The 18,230-nt window shown below is 66.2% G+C and carries 12 protein-coding genes and 1 other RNA gene; 7 read left to right on the top strand and 6 right to left on the bottom strand.

All coding sequences use genetic code 11. From position 1 onward, the window contains the following. Window positions 1-36: 36 nt before the first annotated feature. On the bottom strand, window positions 37-603 hold the full coding sequence (locus tag HLH45_RS05015) for a hypothetical protein (RefSeq protein ID WP_033478808.1): 567 nt from the start codon (window positions 601-603) through the stop codon (window positions 37-39). A 740-nt stretch (window positions 604-1,343) separates the two neighbouring features. Between HLH45_RS05015 and HLH45_RS05010 the strand changes: the two genes are divergently transcribed. Continuing rightward, a non-coding RNA gene (locus HLH45_RS05010) (sX9 sRNA) lies at window positions 1,344-1,420 on the top strand. A 320-nt stretch (window positions 1,421-1,740) separates the two neighbouring features. Here the strand turns inward: HLH45_RS05010 and HLH45_RS05005 are convergent. From HLH45_RS05005 to HLH45_RS04995, 3 genes are all read right to left on the bottom strand, one after another. Then, window positions 1,741-3,480 (bottom strand): M56 family metallopeptidase, encoded by a 1,740-nt coding sequence (locus HLH45_RS05005; protein ID WP_031420478.1) that lies wholly within the window; start codon window positions 3,478-3,480, stop codon window positions 1,741-1,743. Between the two features lie 3 nt (window positions 3,481-3,483). Next, window positions 3,484-3,882, bottom strand: a complete 399-nt coding sequence (locus HLH45_RS05000) for a BlaI/MecI/CopY family transcriptional regulator (protein WP_008572904.1) — start codon at window positions 3,880-3,882, stop codon at window positions 3,484-3,486. Window positions 3,883-4,073: 191 nt separating this feature from the next. Further along, entirely contained in the window at window positions 4,074-4,949 is an 876-nt protein-coding gene (locus tag HLH45_RS04995; RefSeq protein ID WP_014088886.1) for a LysR family transcriptional regulator, read from the bottom strand. 164 nt (window positions 4,950-5,113) lie between these two features. Between HLH45_RS04995 and HLH45_RS04990 the strand changes: the two genes are divergently transcribed. Next, window positions 5,114-5,983: an NmrA family NAD(P)-binding protein gene (locus HLH45_RS04990; RefSeq protein WP_008572908.1), complete on the top strand. Its 870-nt coding sequence runs from the start codon at window positions 5,114-5,116 to the stop codon at window positions 5,981-5,983. A 78-nt stretch (window positions 5,984-6,061) separates the two neighbouring features. Here HLH45_RS04990 and HLH45_RS04985 read toward each other — a convergent pair whose 3' ends face one another. After that, entirely contained in the window at window positions 6,062-8,461 is a 2,400-nt protein-coding gene (locus tag HLH45_RS04985) for a penicillin acylase family protein (RefSeq protein WP_008572910.1), read from the bottom strand. A 248-nt stretch (window positions 8,462-8,709) separates the two neighbouring features. Between HLH45_RS04985 and HLH45_RS04980 the strand changes: the two genes are divergently transcribed. Further along, the gene (locus HLH45_RS04980) at window positions 8,710-9,054 is read left to right on the top strand and encodes a hypothetical protein (protein WP_008572913.1); all 345 of its coding nucleotides are present in this window, start codon (window positions 8,710-8,712) and stop codon (window positions 9,052-9,054) included. A 215-nt stretch (window positions 9,055-9,269) separates the two neighbouring features. Here HLH45_RS04980 and HLH45_RS04975 read toward each other — a convergent pair whose 3' ends face one another. After that, entirely contained in the window at window positions 9,270-10,547 is a 1,278-nt protein-coding gene (locus HLH45_RS04975) for a DNA topoisomerase IB (RefSeq protein WP_014088883.1), read from the bottom strand. 56 nt (window positions 10,548-10,603) lie between these two features. Between HLH45_RS04975 and HLH45_RS04970 the strand changes: the two genes are divergently transcribed. The 4 genes from HLH45_RS04970 to HLH45_RS04955 all read left to right on the top strand — a co-directional run bounded on the left by HLH45_RS04970 (window position 10,604) and on the right by HLH45_RS04955 (window position 18,198). Next, on the top strand, window positions 10,604-10,984 hold the full coding sequence (locus HLH45_RS04970) for an I78 family peptidase inhibitor (RefSeq protein ID WP_011345797.1): 381 nt from the start codon (window positions 10,604-10,606) through the stop codon (window positions 10,982-10,984). Between the two features lie 202 nt (window positions 10,985-11,186). Beyond that, a complete protein-coding gene (gene gltB / locus HLH45_RS04965) occupies window positions 11,187-15,659 on the top strand; it encodes a glutamate synthase large subunit (RefSeq protein ID WP_008572918.1) in 4,473 nt (1,490 codons plus the stop codon). A 193-nt stretch (window positions 15,660-15,852) separates the two neighbouring features. Next, window positions 15,853-17,334, top strand: coding sequence for a glutamate synthase small subunit GltD family protein (locus HLH45_RS04960; RefSeq protein ID WP_008572920.1), 1,482 nt, complete (start codon window positions 15,853-15,855; stop codon window positions 17,332-17,334). A 462-nt stretch (window positions 17,335-17,796) separates the two neighbouring features. Then, a complete protein-coding gene (locus tag HLH45_RS04955; protein ID WP_126952716.1) occupies window positions 17,797-18,198 on the top strand; it encodes a hypothetical protein in 402 nt (133 codons plus the stop codon). Window positions 18,199-18,230: the final 32 nt, after the last annotated feature.

Here is an 18,230-nt window from a genome sequence, read left to right as displayed (position 1 = left end):
CTGCGCTTGTGCTGTTGCGCGGCCGGCACTCTGCCACTAACCGTCGATACGCGTCACGCGCCCGCTTCTCAGTGCTTCGCGCAATACCTTCAATGCCTGCTGCGTGGCCAGGCGGGATGCACCGGCCTGCTTGCTCGCCAACTCGGCCTGCCGTTGCGCCAGTGCCTGTTGCTGCCTGGACAACGCCTGCAGCGCATCGGGGGTTGCAGGCGGCTGCGCCGAGGTGGAGGTCGTGGCCGATGCGGTGCGTGTCGAGGCCTGCAGCAGGCGCGGCGCGGCATGCGCAGACAGCTGCGCGGCGAGTGCGGCCTGCCGTTCGCTCAAGGCCTGCTGACGTGCGGCCAATCCGGCTTGCGCGTCGGCCAATTGCCGGCTGCGCAGATGCGCCACGGCCAGCTGATGGAGCAAGGTCGGGTCGCGCACCAGGTACTGCTTGCCATCGGCGCGAAACCACAACACCCGTCTTCCATCGCCAGCGTAGCGGCGCGCCGTCTGCAGATCATCGGGCGTGCCGTGCATCACTTCGCGATCGCCATGTACCAGCACGTAGGCATCGCCTTGGCTCTGCGTGTTTGCAATGGCATGGCCGCAGGATGTCGGCATGCCCATGCGCGGCCGTGCCGGCACAGTAACTGCAGTCGGTGCAGCGGGAGCGACCGGTGGCGCTGGAGAAATGGCAGGCGCAGCGGGCGCTGCTGGTGCCGTCCGGGCACCGGCGACGGCAAGCGCAGGCGTCATCGAGGCGGCCGGCGCTAGCGGAGCGATCGCAAGCGCGCGCCGTGCCGCGACAACCGGCACGGTTCGCGCAACGGTACTCTCCGGCGTGACTGGCGCAACCGTTGCAATGCCATCCACAGGCAAGACATCGGCAATGGATGCAAGCTGCGTTGTTGCTGACGCAGCAGAACCAGCAAATACCGGTGCAGCAGGTGAGCTGCGCACACCGGCAACTGCAGGCACGGCAGAGGCGTGTGCGATGGCCGCGCCGCCGGCAACTGCGGCAAGGGCCAACAGCAACGCCGAGCGCAGGCACAGCACGGGGGAAGTGGTCTGGATCATGTGAGATCTCCACGAAAGGCACAGCGAGTTGAGTGCCGCCTGCGCAGGGCACGCAGGCGGATGGAAACAGCGATCACGCGGCCACGGCGTTGCCGACGCTGCAGGCGTCGTGACGCAGGAGTGACGGGCTGTGGCGGGCCCGTGGTGATGCAGGTGCTGCCGTTACCCAGGCGATGCCAATGCAGTGCGCCGGCCGCTGCTTGGCGTCGGGACCTGCGCCGAAAAGCAGCGAAAGGTGACTCCACTCACCGCCCGGTGGGCGCCGGGCGGTGCTCTGAAACGGCATGTACCGCGCCTACACTGCGATTCCGATCGCGCTGGCCACGCCCACCCGACGACTGCTCGCGACGCTCTTTTCTCCGCTGTTACTGCGGCCGCGCGTGTGCCGGCCGTGCACGGCCGGATGTGGAGCGGGCTGCATGCCATGCGTTGCTGCTCCGTGGCCAACGGAACCCCATCGCCGCGGTAACGTGCGGTCTACCGCGACCCGCGCTGGTTCTCCTTACTGGACTGCTGCGGCAGCCGGCAAACCGGTGCGAACAGCTGTCGGCGATGGCGATCGGCTGGCGCAATGCGCGCGCCAAGAAGCGATGCGTTCCCGAACCTGCACGTGGTGCATGCCGACTGCTCGTACCGACCATACGCCCCTGACGGTGAGCGCAGCGGTCTGGTCAATCGCGCCTAGTTGTTCTTCGCCCGCTCTGCTTCTGCTTGCGCTTGGTCTGCCTCTGCTTGCGCTTTTTCGGCCTCGACCTGCGCTTGCGCTGCCTCGCGTTGCGCTTGCGCCGCTTCCCGTTGCCCACGTTCGGCCTCGGCGCGGCCCTGAAGAGCGGCCTGCTTGGCCATTTCGACCTGGTGCCGCGACAGCGCGTCCGCCTGGCGCACCGCGGCCGCATACGCGTATTGCGCCTGACGATGCTGTTGCGTCATTTCGCGAATCTGCTGCTCGGCTTGCCGCGCTTGCTGTTGCGCTTCCTGTTTGGCCTGCGCCAGTTCCGGGCCTAACGAGGCCAGTTGTTCGCGTGCGTCCTGCAATGCGTCCTGCGCGGCCTGCATGCGGTCTTGCTGCAGTTCAAGGTCGTGGTTGTCGGCAGCGAGCGCATCGTGCACGGCGGCTTGCGCGTCACGGCTGGCATCGCGGCGGATGCGGTCCAGGTCGAGATTCCAGCCGCTGTCTATCGGGTCTGCGTCCTCGTCATGCAGCGGTTCGGCGCCCAGCACATCGGCGATGACACCGTGCGTGGCAGGGGCGGCCACTTGCGCCGGCGCAGCTGGCAGCGCCGGCAACGCGCGCATCGGCGCTGCGGCGTCGGCAGGCTCCGCCGTGCTGCTGACCTGTGCACGCGGCGCTGCCGGGGCCGTCACCACGACCGGTTGCATGCCGGCAGACGTCACCGGTGCCGGCACCGGCATGGCCACCAGGCGCAGCGGCAGCACACCGCAGACCGCCACCGCGGCCAGAATCATCGCGGCAGCCAGCCGCGGAAACGCGTGGGTGTCCTGCAACATCGACAGCCTGCGCTTCAAGCTGATGAACGAAGGCGAGGCACTTGCCACGCCACCGCGCGGGCGCGGCGCCACACCCAGTTGCAGCAACAAGCGGCCGTAGTCGTGGCGGCAATGGCGGTGCCCGGCGACCACGGCGGCATCGCAGGCGGCTTCGCGGGCGATTGCATATTCGCGCGCGGCCAGATGCACCAGCGGGTGGAAGAAGAACAGGTGCTGCGCCAGCGCCGGCAGCAAGCCCCACCACAGATCGCCACGACGCAGATGGATCAGCTCATGGGTCAGCGCCATGTCCAGATCGTCATCGGCCATGTGCGGCAAGCGTGCAGCGGGCAACAGCAACACCGGTTGCCACGGGCCGATCAACTGGGGCGAATCGATCTGCGCCGACAGCCGCAGCGCCGGCGGGCGCGACAAGCCATGCGCTTCAGCAGCCATCTGCAACGCCTGCACCAGGGCGCGGTCGTTGCAGGGCTGCGCGGCGCGCACCAATGCACGGCTGCGCAGATAGGCGCGCGCCGTGCCGGCAGCCAGCACCAGCACGCCGGCCGCCCACAGTGCCAGCAATGCCACCGGCCAGGTCGACCAGGCGCCAACCTGCATGGCCTGCGCGGTGACGCCTGCATGCGCGGCCGTGGATGCCGCGGCGGTGGCGTTTGCCAGTGGCGCCAGGCTGTCGGCCGAGCCCAGCGCCGTGGTCACGCTGTGCGCCGGCAGCACCGGCAACTGCACCGGGTTGCTCCACACCAGGCCCACCACCGCCTGCACGCCCACCAGCCACCACAACCAGGTCTGCGTGGCTGCCGGCAGGCGGCGCACGCCGCGGCACAGCGCCCACACCACCAACACCAGCACCGCGGTCTGCACGCTGGTGGCGCCAAGCTTCCATAACACCGCTTCGATCAGGGGCGACATGACTCAATCCTCCTTGCGCTGCGATTGCAGCTTGGCAACCAATGCTTCGAGTTCGGCCAGTTCGGTATCGCTGACTTCGGCGCGTTGCGACATCCACGCCACGAACGGCGACACCGAGCCCTGCAGGGTCTTCTCGACGAACTGCCCCACCGCCCCGCGCACCACATCGTCCTGGCCGGCGGTGGCGCTGTAGCGGTACACACCCTCGACCTGCTTGCGGCGCAGGAAGCCCTTGGCCCGCAGCCGCTCCATCATGGTCAGCACGGTGGAGCGGGCGAGCCCGCGCGGCTCGCCGAACGCCCCCGCCACTTCGCCCACGCTGGCATGCCGCTGTTCTTCGATGTATTGCAGCAGGGCCAGCTCCTGGTCCCCGATGGTCTTGCCGCGCATGGCGCTCTCCATGACTACAGTTGTCGCTACCGTAGGCCTGACGACAGCTGTAGTCAATAGGTCGGATGGCAGGGGGGCGTGTGGGTGGCCGTGGTGTCTGTGTGCCTTTGCCAAGGCCCGATGGCACGGGCAACCGCTTGCGCGCAGAAGTTCGCCACGCGCTGGCGGACCTGGCGCACGTTCAACAGAACGGCGCCACCGCCCTACCCCTTCAACACCAACGACGCGTCCGGATAGCGGGCGCAGATGAAATCCACGAAGGCGCGCACCTTCGGCGCTGCCAGGCGCCGGGAGGTGTGCAATACCCACAACGCCGGCGCCACGCCGGAGATCGTTCCCCACTGCAGCAATTGGCCGCGTGCGAGTTGCTGCCACGCGATCGACTGCGGAATCAACGCAACGCCGCCACCGGCAATCACCGCATCGCGCACCATCAGGAACGAGGAAAACCGCATCCGCGGAATCGGCTCCAGGACCAGGCGCCCACCATCCAGCGTCCAGGTCGTGGGCTCGAAGCTGGACATCACCACGCCGGGCACCGGATGCACCGCATCGCCAGACGGCATGGCGATGGACGGTGCGGCCACCACCACCAACCGGTCCTTGGCAAAGCAACGCCCGACCAGGCGGCTGTCCGGGCTTGGGTTGATGCGGATGGCGACATCGAACTGCTCTTCCATCAGATCGACCGTGCGGTCCTCGGCCACCACCTCCAGCGTGATCTCCGGATAGGCCGCACAGAAGTCGGCGCCGATGTGCCCCATCGCCAGTTGGGAGAACAACACCGGGGACGCCACGCGCAAGCGGCCGCGCGGCGATGACAACCCCTCGCGCGCGGCTGTCATCGCCTCGGCCACCTCGCTCAGCGGCACCTGGGTGCGCTCCATCAACTGCTGTCCTGCCTCGGTGAGCTTGAGTCCACGGGCACTGCGCTCGACCAGGCGCACCCCTAGCTGTTCCTCCAGCTCGGTGATGCGCCGCGACAAGGTCGCCTTCGATCTGCCGCTCGCGCGGCTGGCCTTGCCCAGCCCCTGGTTGGCGGCCACCAGCGAGAAATCGATCAGGGCATTGAGGTCCATGCTGTTCCACATCTGAAACGGGATGTCTACATCCTGGCCTCTTCGTACTGGCAGTGCAACGGCATATCGTTGCCCTACCCACCGGGCGGCCGCACCGGCAGCAGCACCACCGCACCGGCCGCTTCGCTCCGATCCAACCGTCCATCCAACGCAGGAGATTCACCATGAGCATTCTCGTCACCGGTGCCACCGGCACCGTCGGTTCCCTGGTCACCCAAGGCCTTGCCGACGCCGGCGCGCAGGTCAAGGCGCTGGTCCGCCAGCAAGGCAAACGCTCCTTTCCGGCAGGTGTCACCGAAGTGGTGGCCGACCTCACCGACGTCGCATCGATGCGCGCCGCACTGGCATCGGTGCGCACGCTGTTCCTGTTGAATGCGGTCACCCCCGACGAAGTGACCCAGGCGCTGATCGCATTGAATCTGGCCAAGGAAGCCGGCATCGAGCGCATCGTGTATCTGTCGGTGATCCATGCCGACACGTACACCAACGTGCCGCACTTCACCGGCAAGCACACCGTCGAGCGCATGATCGAAAGCCTGGAAATTCCGGCAACGATCCTGCGGCCGGCGTACTTCATGCAGAACGAAGGCATGGTGCAGCAGACGATCACCGAATACGGCCTCTACCCGATGCCGATCGGCGCACAGGGCATCGCGATGATCGATGCGCGCGACATCGCCGATATCGCAGTGGTCGAGCTGCTGCGCCGCGACCGTGCAGACGGTCCGTTGCCACGCGTCACGCTCGACTTGGTCGGCCCGCAGGCACTGACCGGGGTGGATGCGGCCAAGGTCTGGAGCGCAGCGCTTGGGCGCGAGATCGCCTACGCCGGCGATGACGTGGCCGCCTTCGAAGCACAGCTGGCGACGTACGGCTCGTCGTGGCTGGCCTATGACATGCGCCTGATGATGGCCGGCATCCAGCGCCTGGGCATGCACGCGGCAGAGGGCACGGTGGCGCAGTTGCAGGCGGTGCTGGGACGTCCGCTGCGCACCTATGAAGCCTTCGTGCGCGAGGCGACTGCGCCGGCGTGAGCGCAGGCGGCGTAGCAAACGCGGGGATTCTCGCGCTTGCTACGCGATGTGCGCTGCGTCAGGTCGGTTCGGGTTGCGTTAGTGCGCCTGCGCAGGCACCAGGTCGAAGATCTGTTCGGTTGCCGCATCTACCGCAGCGCGCGTGTACAACAGCGGGAAATAGCGTCCCTTGAGCCATAGCGGTGCGAGGTCGCGGTAATGCGGGCTGGCCGGGTCGCCGGACTGGCCGGGGTAATTCATGGCGCGAGAGTTATCCCAATTGCCCAGGTCGATGATCAATCGTGCAGAAGGACCGATCGTCTGGCGAAAATCGGCAGGGTCGTAGCTGGACTGATTCGGCGTATAAGGGCTGCCACCCTTGGCGAACGGACCGACATCAAGCAGCGCGCGATCGGCACCGGCCACCGCGCTCATCGCATGCGAGATCTTGTTGGTATGCAGTTTGCCCCATTGCCACTGCGAGGCATCGGGGCCTTGCAGCGAGACAAGCGCCTGGTACGCACTGCGCAACGACTGCAGCAGCAACTGGTCGCGGCGTGCGGCCGGCGTTGCGCCGAACGCGGCGCCAGGATGTTCCAGCGCATCCAGCATGGCCGCGGCATCGGGCGCGCCGAAGCTGTCGGCCTCCGACGGCTGCAATCGCAACGCTTTGTATGCATTGCCCAGATAGCGACTGAACCAGACCTCTTCCAGCGCTGCGGCGGGGGACGTAGCGCTGACCTCGCCATTCCATGGCCGCAGCAGCGTCAGTGCGGCGCTGATATCAGGGTCCTGCGAACGCAGCGGTCGCAACAATGCGGCCAGGCGTTGCGCGGGCAACGCGACCTGATCGTTCTGCAGTTTTTCCGAATCCTCCAGCGTCACCTTGGGCAGCTGCGAGAGCACCTGGGTAATGCGGGCATGGCGAGCCTCATTGGCCCACTCGAAGCCAAGTTTGCGCTGCGCAACCGGGTAGCCGGCGGGCAGGTTCATCTCGTTGGAGGTGGTGATGAAGCCGGCTCTGGGATTCTTCGACCAGGGCAACACCGTGCTGTCCCAGAAGCCGTTCCATTCGTAGCGGCCATCGCCGGGCACGGGCAGCAATCCATCGCCGTGATCGCGGCGCGGGGTCATGCCGGCGGTGGCCCAGCCGATGGTTCCGCCGACATCTGCATAGACCTGGTTGACCGACGGCGCTCCCCAATGGGCGAGTGCGGCCTTGAACTGCACGAACGCGTTGCTGCGCAGGTAGCGTAGCGAGCCCAGATAGGGCGCCGCGCCGGGCTGGCTCCATACCGACCGCAGCGCATACGCCACATGTTGTTCGACATCGACATAGATCACCGGCCCGTGACGGGTGAATTGCAGCTCTGTTGTCACCGGCGCGGCGCCGCGCACGGCGATCTGTTCGTGCTCGCTGCGCAGCGGCTCCCATTTGCCCTGGTACCAGTACGCCGCGTTGTCGTCTGGACGCAACCGATACACGTATAAATCTTCCTGATCGATGTTGAAGATGGTCAGGCCGAACGCGCTGGTTCGGTTATGCCCGATCGCGATGCCAGGCGCGGTGGGCTCGCCGGCACCGATGATGTCCAGACCAGGGCTGTTGAGATGCACGAAGTAGCGAAGACTGGGCACGTTGTAGGCCCGATGCGGGTCGTCCGCCAGCACCGCGTGACCGGTGGCGGATTTCTGCGACGCGATGACCCAGTTGTTGCTGCCTTCGGCAGAGGCGTCATCGTCAATGGCCGATAACGTCGATGCGATTGCCGCAAGTTGCGTGCTTGCGCTCAGCTTGGGGCTTTGCGTCGCCAGCTCGTAGACCTTCAGCACGTCTTTCGGCAGACACGGGTCCAGCCCGTCCGGCAGCGTGGTGGTCCAGGCCGGCTGCAGTCTCAGGCGTATCGCATCGACAGCCAGCGAGGCCTTGCAGGCGACGTTCGCACGCGCCACTTCGCTTTTGACATTACGGCTCAGGCCGGTGGTGCGGATGCGCAGCACATCCTCCGGCGCCCAGCGTTCGGGGCGATACCCCAGCTTGTCGAATTCGTAGGGCAGTGCCTGCGGGTGACTGTCCAGCCATGCGATATACGCATTGATGCCGGCGACGAATCGGCCCACGTCGCGCCGGGCAGTGGGCCCGTAACTGCTCCATTCCTGTGCCATGTCGCCGCGATACAGAAACAGCCGCGCGGCACGGTCCTGTTCCACATAGGTTGGCCCGAACGCATCGGAGAGATGGCCCAGCCCTTTGCGGCGAAGTAGATCCAGCTGAAACAAACGGTCTCGCGCCACATTGAAACCCTGCACGAAGAACGCGTCGTCGTCGGTCTGCGCGTAGATATGTGCCAGGCCCCACCTGTCCACGCGGATCTGCGCCGGCCGTTGGAGACCTGCCACCGTCATGGTGGCCTGGCTGGGCGCGGGCGCTGCACGTGCAACCGAAGGCGGCAGCGCCGCGCAGGCAACCAATGCAAGCAGCAGCGGTTTGATGGTCATGCTACTGATCGTCTGGGTTGGAAGCAGGAGTCTGCACCTCTCGCGCTGCTGGGCGAGGCGCTGTCCGGAAACACTGGATTGGCAAGCGAATCCAGGTAGCCCAGCGTTGGCGCAGCGTGTCCGGCGCGCTGACGATCACCGGCAGACACGGGTGAGGCCCGTCTCTGACACGGTGCCGCGCAGCATCTTCATGCCATCCCGACAACGCCACCTTCACGCTTGCGGCATTCTTGCCCTGGAGCTTCCCGATGATCCGTATCCTCGCCCCACTCGCTGCCGCTGCGTTGTTGTCGGCCTGTGCCTCCAACCAGGTGGCGCAGGTGCAGCCCATCGACGGCGCCATCTCCGGCCAGTGCCATAGCGACAAGGTGCGTGGTGCGGTGGGTCTGGCGGCGGCCGCGCAGACCATCGAACGTGCACGCGTGGATAGCGACAGCCAGCGCGTCATCGTGCGCCGCGGCGAGCGCGCGACCGGCGGCACCACCGCCAGCGGCCTGGCCGACCCGGCCCAGGGCGCCAGCGAAAGCGGCGGCGATCAGCTCACCATCGAAACCGGCCCGAACAACAGCATCACGGCCATCTATTGCGGTTGAGGATTCAGGATTCAGGATTCGGGATTCGGGATTCGGTACGGCACTCGCTGCTGTCTGCGTCCCGAGGCGCCACCTGGAATGGTTGACACCGCGTCGCTGATCGTCGCCAGGCGGACATGAGCGACGCGCAGGAACCGGCGTGCGCGCGGTACGTGATGCCCGCACACGCCGACACCCTGGCTGTGGCGAATGCCGTGGGTGTCAGCCTCGGGCGCTTAGGCCGACTTGCGCCTTGCCGCAGACGTCGACTGCGTCTTGAGCCTGCTGCGCGAAGCGCTCAAAAACTTCAGCGTGGCCGCTTCCCACTGGCGCTCGCCACGCACACCGGTTGCCATGGCCTGCAGCTGGCCCGCACGCCAGCCTTCGAAGACGCATGGGTCGATGTAGGCCTTGCGACACACCGAGGGCGTGTTGCCCAAGGCATCGGCCACTTCGCGGATGACATCGTTCTGCACTTGCTTGAGCGCACGTTCGCTGCTGCGCTCCGGCAGCGGCAGCCGGGCCAGGCGTTGCAGCGCGGCCAATGTGCCGCCCCAGGTGCGGAAATCCTTGGCGGTGAAGTCTTCGCCCATGGCCTCGCGCAGATAGTCGTTGACCTGCCCCGAATCCACCGGCTGCAATTGGCCATCGTCGTCGCGGTACTGGAACAGCGACTGCCCCGGCAGCTGCTGGCATTGCCGGATCAGTTTGACCAGTTGCTTGTCGTCCACTTCGATATCGTGGTCCTGGCCGCTCTTGCCACGGAATTTCAGCCGCGCGCGTCCGCCCTTCAGAAATTCCATGTGCCGGTTGCGCAGCGTGGTCAGCCCGTACGAGCGATTGCTGCGCGCGTATTCGGCATTGCCGACGCGTACCAGGGTGTCGGCCAGCAACGCCACCACGATCGCCAGCACCTTTTCGCGTGGGAATCCCGGCAGCACCAGATCGCGACGCAACCGCCGCCGCAACTTGGGCAGCGCAGTACCGAAGGCGATCACGCGTTCGAACTTGCCTTCGCCGCGGACCTGCGCCCAGTCGGCGTGATAGCGGTATTGCTTGCGCCGCCGCGCATCGCGCCCGGTCGCCTGCAGGTGGCCATTGGGCTTGGCGCAGATCCACACATCGGTATAGGCCGGCGGAATCGCCAGCGAACGGATGCGCTGCAAGGTGTCGGCATCGGCGATGCGTTGCCCGTCGGCATCGCGGTAACTGAAGCTCTTGCCGGCCTTGCGGCGACTGATGCCGGGCTGTTGGTCGTTGACATAGGTCAGCCCGGCCGCACGCGCGGTCGCCTTGGCCTGCGCCACAGCGGCTGCGCTTGCCACAGCGGCCGTGGCGACGGCGGCGCCGGTGGCGACCGCCGCGAGCTTGCCGGCGGTACTGACGGCGACTGCGGCATTGCGAACAACACGTTTGGCTTTCATTGCGCACAGGTCGAGGGACTGGCCGCGATTGTTGGCCGCAGCAAGACTAGGCTGCGTCAACGCTACGACAACGCCGTGTGCGCAAGCCATGCCCGTCGCGTGACTTTGTGCTTATGCTTGGGCATCCCCCTTTGCTGGAGTGATCGATGCGCGCTGTTCTACCTGTTGCTCGCCTGACCTGCACCCTGGTGATGCTGGCTGCATTGACTGCCTGCAACAAACCGCAACCCGATGAGCAGGAAGCCGTCACCGCCAAGGCCCAGCACGCGGCCGAACAAGCCGCTGCGCCCGCACCGGATGCAGCGCCGGAAGCGCCGCCGATCGGCACTTGCGATGCCACCCAGGTGCAATCGCTGGTGGGCCAGCCGTTGACCGATGCGGTGGGCGAACAGGCACGCAGCGATGCCGGCGCCAAGTCGGTGCGTGTGCTCAAACCCGGCCAGATGACCACCATGGAATTCAATGGCGAACGGCTCAATCTGGAAGTGGACGCCAAGAACGTGATCACCTCGGTGCGCTGCGGCTGAGACGGCCTTGGCGCCTGTCGCAAGACCGGCGCCAAGCCTGCTGGCACAAGGGGTTGCAGCGGTTCTCGTTGCAGCTGTAACGGTGTATTGCGGCACCGCATCAACTGTGGTCTAGTCGATCATCCGGTGACCTCTTCGAACGCTCCACGGATCGAGCGCTGCGACGTCGTCGCCGCTCTCCTAAGATCGCAAAGAGGCAGACATGGCCCCCCGCACTCGCCAAGGGCTCAACGACTACGGTCTCTACAACAGCGTGCGCGACGAGCGCGACGCGTGTGGTTTTGGCATGGTCGCCCAGTTGGACGACCAACCCTCCCGCGCGCTGGTGGATACCGCGATTGCGGCGCTCTCGCGCATGACCCACCGCGGCGGTGTCGCCGCCGACGGGCTCACCGGCGATGGCTGCGGCCTGCTGATTCGCAAACCCGATGCATTCCTGCGCGGGCTCGCGCGCGATGCCGGCATCCCCCTGGGCACGCGCTACGCGGCCGGTGTGGTGTTCCTGCCGCTGGACGAAAGTGAGGCCGCGCGATGTCGCGCCGAACTGGAAGCGCAGCTGCAGGCCGCCGGCGTGCAGCTGCGCGGCTGGCGCGTGGTGCCCACCGACGACAGCGTGTGCGGCCAGCTGGCGCGCGACACCTTGCCGCGCATCGAGCAGGTATTCGTCGATGCCGGTGCGGAGCAGACCGAAGACGGCTTTACCCTGGCGCTGTTCCTGGCACGCCGTCGCGCCGAGCAGCAGCTGCAGGGCGTGCCGGACTTCTACGTCACCACCCTCTCGCCCAACGGCATCAGCTACAAGGGCATGGTGCTGCCGGACAAGCTGAGCACGTTCTACCCGGACCTGCAGCGCAGCGACCTGTCCTCCAGCGCAATTGTCTTTCACCAGCGTTTTTCCACCAACACGCTGCCGCGCTGGCCGTTGGCGCACCCGTTCCGGCTGCTCGCGCACAACGGGGAAATCAACACCATCGAAGGCAACCGGCGCTGGGCGCAGGCGCGCAGCAAGGTGTGGCAGACCCCGCGCTTCGACATTGCCGAATTCGATCCGGTGATCTCCATGCACGGCTCCGATTCGCAGAGCCTGGACAACATGCTGGAGCTGCTGATCGCCGGTGGCATGGACCTGCTGCAGGCGCTGCGCATCCTGGTGCCGCCGGCGACCCAGTCGCTGGAGTTCAAGGACGCCGACCTGGCCGCGTTCTACGAGTTCTACGGCCTCAACACCGAACCCTGGGACGGCCCGGCCGGCATCGTGGCCTGCGACAGCCGCTACGCGGCCTGCATGCTCGACCGCAACGGCCTGCGCCCGGCGCGCTGGATGCTGACCTCCGACCGCCACTTCCTGGTCGCTTCCGAAGCCGGCGTGTGGGAATTGCCGGCCGAGCGCATCACCCGCAAGGGCAAGCTGGGCCCGGGCGAGATGATGGCCATCGACCTCAAGCGCGGCGACCTGCTCGATTCCGATGCCATCGACCGCATCAACCGCGCGCGCGCCCCGTACAAGCAATGGCTGCAGCAGGGCGTGACCTACCTGCAGACCGAGTTGATCGACCCCTCGCTGGTGGAAGAACCCTTCAGCGAGCAGACCCTGCGCAGCTATCACAAGCTGTTCCAGCTCAGCACCGAGGAAGTGGAACAGGTGCTGCGCCCGCTGGCCGAGACCGAGCAGGAAGCCACCGGCTCGATGGGCGACGACACCCCGATGGCGGTGCTCAGCCGCCAGACCCGGCCACTGTACGACTACTTCCGCCAGGCGTTCGCGCAGGTCACCAACCCGCCGATCGACCCGCTGCGCGAAGGCATCGCGATGTCGCTCACCACCCAGCTCGGCAGGGAGACCAATATCTTCCATGCCGGTGCGGAGACGGTGAACCACGTCATCCTCAACTCGCCGGTGCTCAGCCAGCGCAAGCTGCGCCAGCTGCTGAAGATGGAGCAGTACGTCGAGCGCAACCGCCTGATCGACCTGTCCTACAGCCTGGAAGAAGGCCTCAAGGCCGGGCTGGAGCGCATCTGCCAGGAGGTGGAAGCCGCCGCGCGCGACGGCGCGGTGATGCTGCTGCTGTCCGACCGTTACCCGGTGCCGGACCGGCCGATGGCGCATGCGCTGCTGGCCACCGGCGCGGTGCATCACCACCTGTGCAAGGTGGGCCTGCGCTGCGACGTCAACCTGATCATCGAGACCGGCACCGCGCGCGACCCGCACCACATGGCCTGCCTGCTCGGCGTCGGCGCCACCGCGGTGTATCCGTACCTGGCTTACCAGACGCTGTTCGACCTGGGTCGGCGCGGCATCCTGCAGCTGAGCAAGGGTGGCGAGCAGTCGCAGATCGGCCGCCGCTATCGCAAAGGCATCTACAAGGGCCTGTCCAAGATCATCTCCAAGATGGGCATCTGCACCATCGCCAGCTATCGCGGTGCGCAGCTGTTCGAGATCGTCGGGCTGGACCCGGACGTGGTGGACCTGTGCTTTGCCGACACCCCGGCGCGTATCGGCGGCGTGGATCTGGCACGGCTGGACACCGAGGCGCGCGAGCTGACCGTGCGCGCCTGGAACGACCAGCTCAAGCCGGAAGTGGGCGGGCTGCTGAAGTACGTGCACGGCGGCGAGTACCACATGTACAACCCCGACGTGGTCATGACGCTGCAGCGTGCCACCCGCACCGGCGATGCCGGCGACTGGCAGAAGTACGTGGACGCGGTGCATGCGCGCCCGGCCTCCACGCTGCGCGACCTGGTGCAGCTCAAGCGTGCCGACACCCCGACGCCACTGGATCAGGTGGCCCCGGCCGAAGATGTGCTGCGGCGCTTCGACAGCGCCGCCATCAGCCTGGGCGCGTTGTCGCCCGAGGCGCACGAAGCGCTGGCCATTGCGATGAACCGCCTGGGCGGGCGCAGCAACTCCGGCGAAGGCGGCGAAGATCCGGCCCGCTACGGCACCGAGAAGCGCTCCAAGATCAAGCAGGTGGCCTCCGGCCGCTTCGGCGTGACCCCGGAATACCTGGTCAATGCCGAGGTGCTGCAGATCAAGGTCGCCCAGGGCGCCAAGCCCGGCGAGGGCGGCCAGCTGCCCGGCCACAAGGTCAACGAACTGATCGCCCGGCTGCGCTACGCCAAGCCCGGCATCGGCCTGATCAGCCCGCCGCCGCATCACGACATCTATTCCATCGAAGACCTGGCGCAGCTGATCTACGACCTCAAGCAGGTCAACCCGACCGCGCTGGTCTCGGTGAAGCTGGTGGCGCATGCCGGCGTCGGCACGATTGCCGCCGGCGTGGTCAAGGCCGGCGCCGACCTGATCACCGTGTCCGGCCATGACGGCGGCACCGGTGCCAGCCCGGTCAGTTCGATCCGCTATGCCGGCGTGCCGTGGGAACTGGGCGTGGCCGAGTCGCACCAGGCGCTGGTGGCCAACGATCTGCGCGAGCGCACCATCCTGCAGACCGATGGCGGCCTGAAGACTGGCCTGGACGTGGTCAAGGCCGCGCTGCTCGGCGCCGACAGCTTCGGCTTCGGCACCGCGCCGATGATCGTGCTGGGCTGCAAGTACCTGCGCATCTGCCACCTCAACAACTGCGCCACCGGCGTGGCCACCCAGGACGAGCGCCTGCGCGCCGGCTACTTCACCGGCCTGCCGGAGCGGGTGGAGCACTTTTTCCGCCTGCTGGCCGAAGAAGTGCGCCAGTGGCTGTCGTACCTGGGTGTGCGCTCGCTGGACGAGATCGTCGGCCGCACCGACCTGCTGGAACAGCTGGAGGTTTCGCCGCGCCCCGGCGTCAAGGTCGACCTCTCGCGCCTGCTCACGCATGCCCGCTACGACGGCAGCCACTGCGCCGCCCAGCGCCTGTACGAATCGCCGGACAGCCTGGCCACGCAGATGGATGGCCTGCTCGCCGATGCAATCGCCAACAAGCGCGGTGGCGACCATCGCTTCCTGATCCACAACACCGACCGCTCGATCGGCGCACGCCTGTCCGGCGCCATCGCGCGCGCGCACGGCAACCACGGCATGAGCGATGCGCCCTTGAACCTGCGCTTCCGCGGCACCGCCGGGCAGAGCTTCGGCGCGTTCAACGCCGGTGGCCTGCAGCTGGAGCTGGAAGGCGAAGCCAACGACTACGTCGGCAAGGGCATGGCCGGCGGGCGATTGGTGGTGCGTCCGCCGCGCGGCGCGCGCTTCGAGGCACGCAACACGCCGATCGTCGGCAACACCTGCCTGTACGGCGCCACTGGCGGCGAGCTGTTCGCGGCCGGGCGGGCGGGCGAGCGCTTTGCGGTGCGCAACTCCGGCGCGCTGGCGGTGGTGGAAGGCGCCGGCGACCACTGCTGCGAATACATGACCGATGGCATCGTGCTGGTGCTGGGCAAGGTGGGCCTGAACTTCGGCGCCGGCTTCACCGGTGGCCTGGCCTACGTGCTGGATATCGAACGCGACTTCGTGGACCGCTACAACCACGAGCTCATCGACATCCACCGCGTCTCGGCCGAAGGCTTCGAGAACCATCGCCAGCATCTGCATACGCTGATCAGCCGCCACCGCGAGCTGACCGGCAGCATCTGGGCGCAGCAGATCCTGGACGAGTTCCGCGACTACATCGGCAAGTTCTGGCTGGTCAAACCCAAGGCCGCCAGCATCGAGTCGCTGACGGAGTCACTCAGGCGGGCGGCCTGAGTGACGGGATTGGGGATTCGGGATTGGGGATTCGCTCAAGCCATGCGACCTGTCGTCGCCTTGGCAAATCCCGATGTCCGAATCTCCACTCCCTGCTCTCACGCGTCGATTGCTGTTCGAGATTCGCACTGCGTCAGACCCATGTCGCCCGCTGTTGCGAATCCCCAATCCCAACTCCCGAATCCCAGCCCCTATGAGCCGCAAGCAAGCCTTCCAATTCCTCGACCTGCCCCGGACCATGCCCACGCGCATTCCGGTGGAACTGCGCACCTCCGGCGACTGGGGCGAGTTGTACGGCAAGTTCGACAAGGCCGATGCGCAATACCAGGCCGGCCGTTGCCTGGACTGCGGTAACCCGTATTGCAGCTGGAAATGCCCGGTACACAACGCCATCCCGCAGTGGCTGCAGCTGGTGCAGGAAAACCGCATCGAGGAAGCCGCCGCGCTGTGCCATTCCACCAACCCGCTGCCGGAAGTGTGCGGGCGCGTGTGCCCGCAGGACCGCCTGTGCGAAGGCAGCTGCACGCTGGAGGAATTCGGCGCGGTCACCATCGGTGCGGTGGAGAAATACATCGTCGACACCGCCTTCAAGATGGGCTGGCGCCCGGATCTGGGCAACGTGCAGCCGACCGGCCACCGCGTGGCGGTGATCGGCGCCGGCCCGGCTGGGCTGGCGTGTGCGGACCGGCTGGCGCGTGCCGGCATCGAGGCGGTGGTCTACGACCGCTATGAGCAGATCGGCGGGCTGCTGCAGTTCGGCATCCCCAGCTTCAAGCTGGACAAGTCGGTGATCGGCAAGCGCCGCGAGATCCTCGAAGGCATGGGCGTGCAGTTCCGCCTGGGCGTGGAGATCGGTAAGGACGTCAGCATCGAGCAGTTGCTGGGCGAATACGATGCGGTGTTCTTAGGGACCGGCGCGTATCGCTACACCGACGGCGGCCTGCCCGGGCAAGACCTGAAGAACGTGCTGCCGGCGCTGCCGTTCCTGGTGCAGAACAGCCGCATCGTCAGCGGCAACGACCCGCACGGCCGGCCGATCGCCGGCTGGGAAGACCAGCTCGCCCTGCCCGACCTCGCCGGCAAGCGCGTGGTGGTGCTGGGCGGCGGCGATACCGGCATGGACTGCGTGCGCAGCGCCATTCGCCTGGGCGCGGCCAAGGTCACCTGCGCCTACCGCCGCGACGAAGCCAGCATGCCCGGCTCGGCGCGCGAGGTGGCCAACGCGCGCGAAGAAGGCGTGCGCTTTTTGTTCAACCGCCAGCCGCTGTCGATCGAATCCGGCGCCGACGACGAAGCCATCGGCGTGACCGTGGTGGAAACCAGATTAGGTGAGCCCGACGCCAGCGGCCGCCGTAACGCCGTGCCGGTGGAAGGCAGCGAATCGCTGCTGGAAGCGGACGTGGTGATCATCGCCTTCGGCTTCTCGCCCACCCTGCCCGATTGGTTGGCCTCGCAAGGCGTGGAAGCCGGCAGCAACGGCCGCATCGTCGCCCCGGCCGACGGCAACGGCCGCCTGCCCTACCAGACCAGCAACCCGCGCCTGTTCGCCGGCGGCGACTGCGTGCGCGGTGCGGACCTGGTGGTCACCGCAGTGGCCGAAGGCCGCGATGCGGCGGGAAGCATCGTGCAGCTGCTGGGGGTGAACGCGCAGGTCAAGGAGCCGGCTGCGGCATGAGGGTGATGAGGAGCATATGGATCGCGCCTAGCTCAGCAAGGCGAAGAATCTTTCCTACAGAGACCCCGAAGTCGCGCCTCAAGAGCTACGTGAGATAGAACTAGCAATACCTGAGCTGGACGTTGCGCCTCGCATTCGACATCTAAAGATCAACGAACTCAATGATGCCCGAGGGTACAGGCAAGCTGCGCTCTTAGCTTGGGCATGTCACATAACCTTGCGCTGCCCGTACGCTTCTCTCCGTCGAAGCGTGTGGCAGCCTGGTGAGGGAGAAGTGCACGGCACTTTGCATCGATTCATCTGAAGGAACTCGTTTCGGAATCACTCAACAGCCCGATCACTATTCAGGCGATTATTGCTGGTTTTGCGAAATCAACGTCTTGTTTTGCCGGGTTCTACACGTTCGGCTTCAACGAGAATCACTACAAGCCAAACCGAGACTCGGGTCGATTAGACGTAGACATGAAGAAATTAACCTTGCGGAGCCTGCCTAGCTCAGTTTTACCTGAGTACACATCAGTTTCGAAAATCGTTTATGAAAAAAACTGCTGCGTCGTACACTTGACCGCCCATGCCTCTAATAGGACTGTCCAAATCATTTTTAGCGATGTGGTCGGCGTAAAGATACTGGACGAACGCGATTTCTCTGAATTCTGGCGCTGCAATATGGAATCATTTGATGAGATAGAGGGAGCAACCGTCTCACAGGTTCTCTTTGGCGGTTGGAGCCAGCACGATGAAGTACTTGAGTCGTATATTCCAACAGGATTCTACGGCGAAGTTATGGAGTTTTTCATCGCTGACCACTCTGAGTGCATCAACGTTCTATGCACAAAGGAACCCTCTATCCACATCGTTGATTAGCTCGCCAGCAGAGTAGCGAGGTGTATTACCGT

Source organism: Xanthomonas euvesicatoria, from assembly GCF_013112235.1.
Classification (GTDB): domain Bacteria; phylum Pseudomonadota; class Gammaproteobacteria; order Xanthomonadales; family Xanthomonadaceae; genus Xanthomonas; species Xanthomonas euvesicatoria.
The sequence above is the reverse complement of the archived record's forward strand: the minus strand, read 5'-3'. Positions and strand labels throughout refer to the sequence as shown.

What these genes read in the sequence shown, in the direction of transcription:
- HLH45_RS04955 (WP_126952716.1), top strand. Translation starts at nt 17,797, where the DNA reads ATGAAGAAATTAACCTTGCGGAGCCTGCCTAGCTCAGTTTTACCTGAG.
- HLH45_RS05005 (WP_031420478.1), bottom strand. Translation starts at nt 3,480, where the DNA reads ATGTCGCCCCTGATCGAAGCGGTGTTATGGAAGCTTGGCGCCACCAGC.
- HLH45_RS04975 (WP_014088883.1), bottom strand. Translation starts at nt 10,547, where the DNA reads ATGGCTTGCGCACACGGCGTTGTCGTAGCGTTGACGCAGCCTAGTCTT.
- HLH45_RS05000 (WP_008572904.1), bottom strand. Translation starts at nt 3,882, where the DNA reads ATGGAGAGCGCCATGCGCGGCAAGACCATCGGGGACCAGGAGCTGGCC.
- HLH45_RS05015 (WP_033478808.1), bottom strand. Translation starts at nt 603, where the DNA reads ATGCCGACATCCTGCGGCCATGCCATTGCAAACACGCAGAGCCAAGGC.
- HLH45_RS04960 (WP_008572920.1), top strand. Translation starts at nt 15,853, where the DNA reads ATGAGCCGCAAGCAAGCCTTCCAATTCCTCGACCTGCCCCGGACCATG.
- HLH45_RS04990 (WP_008572908.1), top strand. Translation starts at nt 5,114, where the DNA reads ATGAGCATTCTCGTCACCGGTGCCACCGGCACCGTCGGTTCCCTGGTC.
- HLH45_RS04970 (WP_011345797.1), top strand. Translation starts at nt 10,604, where the DNA reads ATGCGCGCTGTTCTACCTGTTGCTCGCCTGACCTGCACCCTGGTGATG.
- HLH45_RS04995 (WP_014088886.1), bottom strand. Translation starts at nt 4,949, where the DNA reads ATGGACCTCAATGCCCTGATCGATTTCTCGCTGGTGGCCGCCAACCAG.
- HLH45_RS04985 (WP_008572910.1), bottom strand. Translation starts at nt 8,461, where the DNA reads ATGACCATCAAACCGCTGCTGCTTGCATTGGTTGCCTGCGCGGCGCTG.
- gltB (WP_008572918.1), top strand. Translation starts at nt 11,187, where the DNA reads ATGGCCCCCCGCACTCGCCAAGGGCTCAACGACTACGGTCTCTACAAC.
- HLH45_RS04980 (WP_008572913.1), top strand. Translation starts at nt 8,710, where the DNA reads ATGATCCGTATCCTCGCCCCACTCGCTGCCGCTGCGTTGTTGTCGGCC.